This is a genomic window from Allocoleopsis sp. (assembly GCF_036703385.1).
Taxonomy (GTDB): Bacteria; Cyanobacteriota; Cyanobacteriia; order Cyanobacteriales; family Coleofasciculaceae; genus Allocoleopsis.
Map to the genome: position 1 here is coordinate 1 of NZ_DATNPA010000430.1, position 5,050 is coordinate 5,050.

General features: G+C 45.7%; 5 protein-coding genes. 3 read left to right on the forward strand and 2 right to left on the reverse strand.

Going from position 1 to position 5,050, the window contains the following annotated elements; translation table 11 throughout:
* Nucleotides 1-1,658 (reverse strand): TIGR03960 family B12-binding radical SAM protein (locus V6C93_RS21225; RefSeq protein WP_333478668.1); only part of this gene is annotated, 1,658 nt, incomplete at its 3' end.
* 43 nt (nucleotides 1,659-1,701) lie between these two features.
* The gene (locus V6C93_RS21230) at nucleotides 1,702-1,848 is read right to left on the reverse strand and encodes a hypothetical protein (RefSeq protein WP_333478670.1); all 147 of its coding nucleotides are present in this window, start codon (nucleotides 1,846-1,848) and stop codon (nucleotides 1,702-1,704) included.
* A gap of 34 nt (nucleotides 1,849-1,882) precedes the next feature.
* Here V6C93_RS21230 and V6C93_RS21235 point away from each other — a divergent pair, with 34 nt between their 5' ends.
* The 3 genes from V6C93_RS21235 to V6C93_RS21245 all read left to right on the forward strand — a co-directional run.
* Nucleotides 1,883-3,124, forward strand: coding sequence for an ABC transporter substrate-binding protein (locus V6C93_RS21235; RefSeq protein WP_333478671.1), 1,242 nt, complete (start codon nucleotides 1,883-1,885; stop codon nucleotides 3,122-3,124).
* Nucleotides 3,121-4,359: an ABC transporter substrate-binding protein gene (locus V6C93_RS21240; RefSeq protein WP_333478672.1), complete on the forward strand. Its 1,239-nt coding sequence runs from the start codon at nucleotides 3,121-3,123 to the stop codon at nucleotides 4,357-4,359. The genes V6C93_RS21235 and V6C93_RS21240 overlap by 4 nt, the downstream gene beginning before the upstream one ends.
* Before the next feature lie 242 nt (nucleotides 4,360-4,601).
* Nucleotides 4,602-5,050: branched-chain amino acid ABC transporter permease (locus V6C93_RS21245; RefSeq protein ID WP_414644232.1), on the forward strand; the 449-nt coding region annotated here is incomplete at its 3' end.

The following is a 5,050-nucleotide window of genomic DNA, read 5'->3' on the forward strand; positions in this document are numbered from 1 at the left end:
CCGTTTTCCACTTGGCGATATTTCCAGGTAAGGTTAGATTCTGCGATCGCTTGTTCCCAAGCCCCAAACGCCCGATCTAAATTATCAAACCACGAATCCATCCCTGCGCCCAATTCCCAAGCCCGACGCAGTACGGCAGACAATCGCCTATCACCCCGCCCAACAAAGTCTTCCATTGCCGAAATTCGGACATCGGTGAAATTTACCTTCACACCCTTAATCCAGCGAAATTCCTGACGCAGCAACGCCTGCTTGCGCCCAAACTCCGCTGTTGAAACCGAATGCCACTGAAATGGGGTATGAGGCTTCGGCGTGAAGTTAGAAATGGTGATATTAAAATTTAGAGGTCTTCTTCGCTGTGCCTGACATTTCTGCTGCAACCAGCGTACTGTCTCCGCAATCCCGACGACATCCGCATCCGTCTCTCCCGGTAAGCCAATCATGAAGTAGAGCTTAATCTTATTCCAACCCTGCTCAAAGGCTGTCTTCACCCCCCGGAGCAGTTCTTCATTGGTTAATCCCTTATTCACAATATCCCGCATTCGTTGCGTTCCGGCTTCCGGGGCAAAGGTTAAGCCTCCCTGCCGAGTACCACCGAGGATATTGGCAATATTCTCATCAAATCGGTCTACCCGCTGACTGGGCAGAGAAAGGGAAATATTTTCATCCTTGAGGCGATTTTTGATTTCCATGCCGACGGCTGGCAGTGCCAGATAGTCGGAACAACTCAGGGATAATAGGGAAAACTCGTGATATCCGGTTGCCCTCATTCCCTTCTCAATTGCCTCTACCACTTGTTCCGGTTCCACATCCCGCGCCGGACGAGTTAGCATTCCGGGTTGACAAAAGCGACAACCACGAGTACAACCTCGGCGAATTTCAATGGTAAGGCGATCATGTACTGTTTCGACGTAGGGAACCAGCCCAATCGAGTAAGCGGGCATGGGTGTGGCGACTCGTCGTAGAATCCGCTTGGGCACATCCGGACGGTTGGGATGGACGGAACCATCCTCTGCCATATCGTAGAACTGCGGTACGTACACACCCGGAATCTGGGCTAAATCCAGTAGTAACGCTTCTCGACTTAACCCGGCGGTTTTGCCTTCCTCCAACACTAAGCCAATTTCGGGCAGTAGTTCTTCTCCATCTCCCAAGGCGATAAAGTCAAAAAAGTCTGCGTAGGGTTCGGGGTTGGAGGTTGCTGTCTGTCCACCGGCAAAAATCAGGGGGATATCTCTGATATCACTCGCGGCACGTTCTTGCCAGGTTAGGGGAATGTCTGCCAAACTCAACATCTCTAGGATGTTGGTTGCCCCTAGTTCATAGCTGAGACTAAAACCTAAAATATCGAAATCTTTGAGCGATCGCCGATTTTCTACAGCAAACAGAGGCGTCTTTGTTTCTCGCAGTTTCGCCGCTAAGTCGGGCGCGGGTAAGTAGGCGCGATCGCACAGTTGCCGGGGCTGGGCATTCAAAATATTGTAGAGAATAATATGCCCTAAATTAGAAGCGCCAACTTCGTAAATTTCCGGGTAGGTTAACACCCACCGCACTTGTGCCGTATCCCAAGGCTTATGTACCGCTCCCAATTCGTTACCCAGGTAACGCGCTGGCCCCATTATCTGTTTGGTGAGTAGTTCCTCGACGGTGAACGCCATTGCAACCTTCTTTGCTGCTTCGTTGACAGCTAACCCTTAGCAATCATTCATTGTAGAAGGTATTCATCAGACTGGCTGTGGCGGTGCGTTTAATTCCCTCTGCTTTGGGGGGAGCGATTGCCGATTGTCGGAGTGCAACGTTCTGCGTCCTTCCGGTACTGAGTTCAAAAACCTCTACCGTAAGACACATAATTAGGAAATACGCTCACTGCGGAAGTCGTCAGATGTTCAGGAAACGTATCTCTACTAAGATTCTCACTTCGTTCCTCGCCTGTGTCCTAGTTGTTGCCTGTAGTCAGAACAATAAACCAGCCGCAACCACGAACACGAGTCCAACCACTACATCCAGCAATATAGCCATCAGTTCATCCATTCCCATTGGCATTGCCGTCGCCCAAACCAGTAACGTGGCCTTGCTGGGTCAAGAACAGGTTGCGGGCGCAAAAATTGCTGAGAAATTTTTTAATGACAAGGGTGGTGTCAATGGCACACCGATTAAGCTAGTCTTCCAAGATACCGCAGGCGATGAACAGGGGGCAATTAATGCCTTTAATACCTTGATTACTCAAGATAAAGTGGTCGGAATTGTCGGGCCTACGCTGTCCCAGCAAGCCTTTGCCGCCGATCCAATTGCTGAGCGTTCTAAAGTCCCGGTTGTGGCACCATCGAACACAGCAAAAGGCGTTCCTCAGATTGGAAAATATATTTCTCGTGTGTCAGCCCCTGTAGCCGTTGTTGCACCAAATGCCGTAAAACAAGCCCTCAAAATTAATCCGAACATTAAGAAAGTTGCTGTGTTTTACGCTCAGAATGATGCCTTTAGCAAATCAGAAACAGAAACATTCCAACAAACAGTTAAAGACCAAAAACTAGAGTTGGTAACGGTACAAAAATTTCAAACTACTGACACCGATTTTCAAACGCAAGCCACTAGTGCCATTAACCTCAAACCTGACCTAGTAATTATCTCTGGTTTAGCAGCAGATGGCGGAAACCTGGTTAAACAACTGCATCAACTGGGATACAAAGGGTTAATTATTGGCGGAAATGGTCTAAACACGTCAAAAATTTTTCCGGTGTGTCAGGCACAATGCAATGATCTTTTAATTGCTCAAGCCTATAGTCCGGAATTAGTCAGTGAACTTAATAAGGAATTTCGGGAAGCTTACCAAGCTCAAAACCAGGAAGAACCGCAACCGCCGCAGTTTAGTGCTCAAGCATTCACTGGGGTACAGGTATTTGTGGAAGCGCTGAAAAAGTTGGATAGTAATACCAAAATCAAGACGTTGCCCTTAGAGCAGTTACGGACACAGCTCAATGAGCAAATTTTAAATGGCGAATACGACACACCGCTCGGTAAAATTGCTTTCGACCCTGATGGTGAAATTAAACAAGGTCAGTTTTATGTAGCTCAAATTAAAATGAATCCTGATGGAAAAAAAGGTAAGTTTACCTTATTAAAATGAACAATAGTTTCGCTTCTATTGCTGCCACATTAGTGACATTCAGCTTAGGATTGACAGCCTGCAATCTTTCTAGATCGCAGTTAGATAATCCTCCAGATTTTCTTAATAAGAATTCTCCCGCAGTTACCTCTAGTTCAGGTACCTATATTCCCCTGGGAGCCGCATTTTCGCAAACTAGCAACTATGCTCTGCTTGCTCAGGAATCTGTCATTGGTGCCCAAATTGCCGAGAAATATTTTAATGATAAAGGTGGCATCAACGGCATTCCTATTAAACTGGTATTCCAAGACACTGGGGGAGATGAAGCTGGTGCCATCAATGCCTTCCAAACCTTGATTAATCAAGACAAAGTAGTGGGTATTGTTGGACCTTCTGCTTCACAGCAGGCTTTTAGTGCTGACCCCATTGCCGAACGAGCAAAAGTTCCCGTCATTGGCGCATCGAATACGGCTCCAAAAATTCCTGAGATTGGTGAGTATATTGCTCGTGTCTCTGCGCCTGTCTCATTAGTTGCTCCCAATGCCATTAAGGCGGCACTCAAACTGAACCCTCAGCTCAAAAAAGTTGCTGTATTTTATGCACAGAATGATGCCTTTACAACATCGGAGACCCAAATTTTTCAGCAATCGATAAAACAGCAAGGTCTGAATATCGTAACTATCCAAAAGTTTCAAACCACTGACACAGATTTCCAAGCCCAAGCTGGGAATGCGATTAATCTTCAACCTGAGTTAATCGTGATTTCCGGACTAGCAGCTGATGGAGGTAACTTAGTTCGGCAACTGCGAGAACTCGGTTATAAAGGTTTGATTATTGGCGGCAATGGTCTCAATACTTCTAATATCTTCTCAGTGTGTAAGAAACTCTGCGATGGAATTATCATTGCTCAAGCTTATAGCCCTGAAGCTCCCGGCGCAATTAATGCTGCTTTCCGTGAGGCTTATGTGCAGCAAAAAAAGAAGGAACCGCCCCAGTTTAGTGCTCAAGCCTTTACGGCTGTGCAGGTATTTGTGGAAGCGCTGAAAGCGTTGGATAGCAAAACCAAAATTAACCACTTGTCTTTAAATCAATTACGCACACAATTGAATCAGCAAATTCTCGCTGGAAAATACAATACTCCATTGGGTGAGATTGCCTTTACTCCTAAAGGTGAAGTAGTACAGAGTCAGTTTTATATTGCTCAAATCAAGATGAATGCTGATGGGGAAAATGGTCAATTTAGCTTTCTGAAATAAGTTAGGGAGGTCAGGATACCCGGTAAGACACGACATAATAGGGCTAGCGAGATATATAGCCGTTTTCTTTAATTTGTGAACAATAACTAACTACAGAGGCCCAGAGAACACAGAGGAGGAGAAGAGAGAATTTTACAAGCACTGCACGGATTTTTCTAGAACAATTCTCTATCCCTCTAGTGCTTTAGTCTGAAAATTAGGTTAGTTGAAGCCTTGTCGGATTAACTAAGCTCGAATATCAAATGGAATTTACTCTGTTTTTTCAACAATTTCTCAATGGTTTATCGATCGGTAGTGTTTACGCCATTTTTGCTTTAGGCTACACGCTGGTTTTCTCAATTCTCGGCATCATCAATTTTGCTCACGGTGCGATTTTTACGTTAGGGGCTTACTTCACCTATAGCCTAGCTGGAGGAGCCTTTGGCTTTAACGGAGTACTGGCTAATGCCTCTTTACCCGTACAACTCCCCTTTATTCTGGCCTTATTTGTCGGTAGCCTTTTTGCGGGTCTGTCTGGAGTTTTAGTAGAACGCTTGGCATTTAAACCTTTACGCGCTAGAGGATCTGACCCACTCTTAACATTAGTTTCTAGTCTGGGTGCAGCCGTTGTCATTGTAAATTTGATTCAATATTTAGTAGGTGCAGAAATCTATACATTTCCAGCTGATGCCTACGGCAATATACCCGCCGC

Excerpts from the sequence above, each read along its gene's own strand:
- V6C93_RS21230 (WP_333478670.1), bottom strand. The coding sequence starts at position 1,848 with ATGTGTCTTACGGTAGAGGTTTTTGAACTCAGTACCGGAAGGACGCAG.
- V6C93_RS21235 (WP_333478671.1), top strand. The coding sequence starts at position 1,883 with ATGTTCAGGAAACGTATCTCTACTAAGATTCTCACTTCGTTCCTCGCC.
- V6C93_RS21240 (WP_333478672.1), top strand. The coding sequence starts at position 3,121 with ATGAACAATAGTTTCGCTTCTATTGCTGCCACATTAGTGACATTCAGC.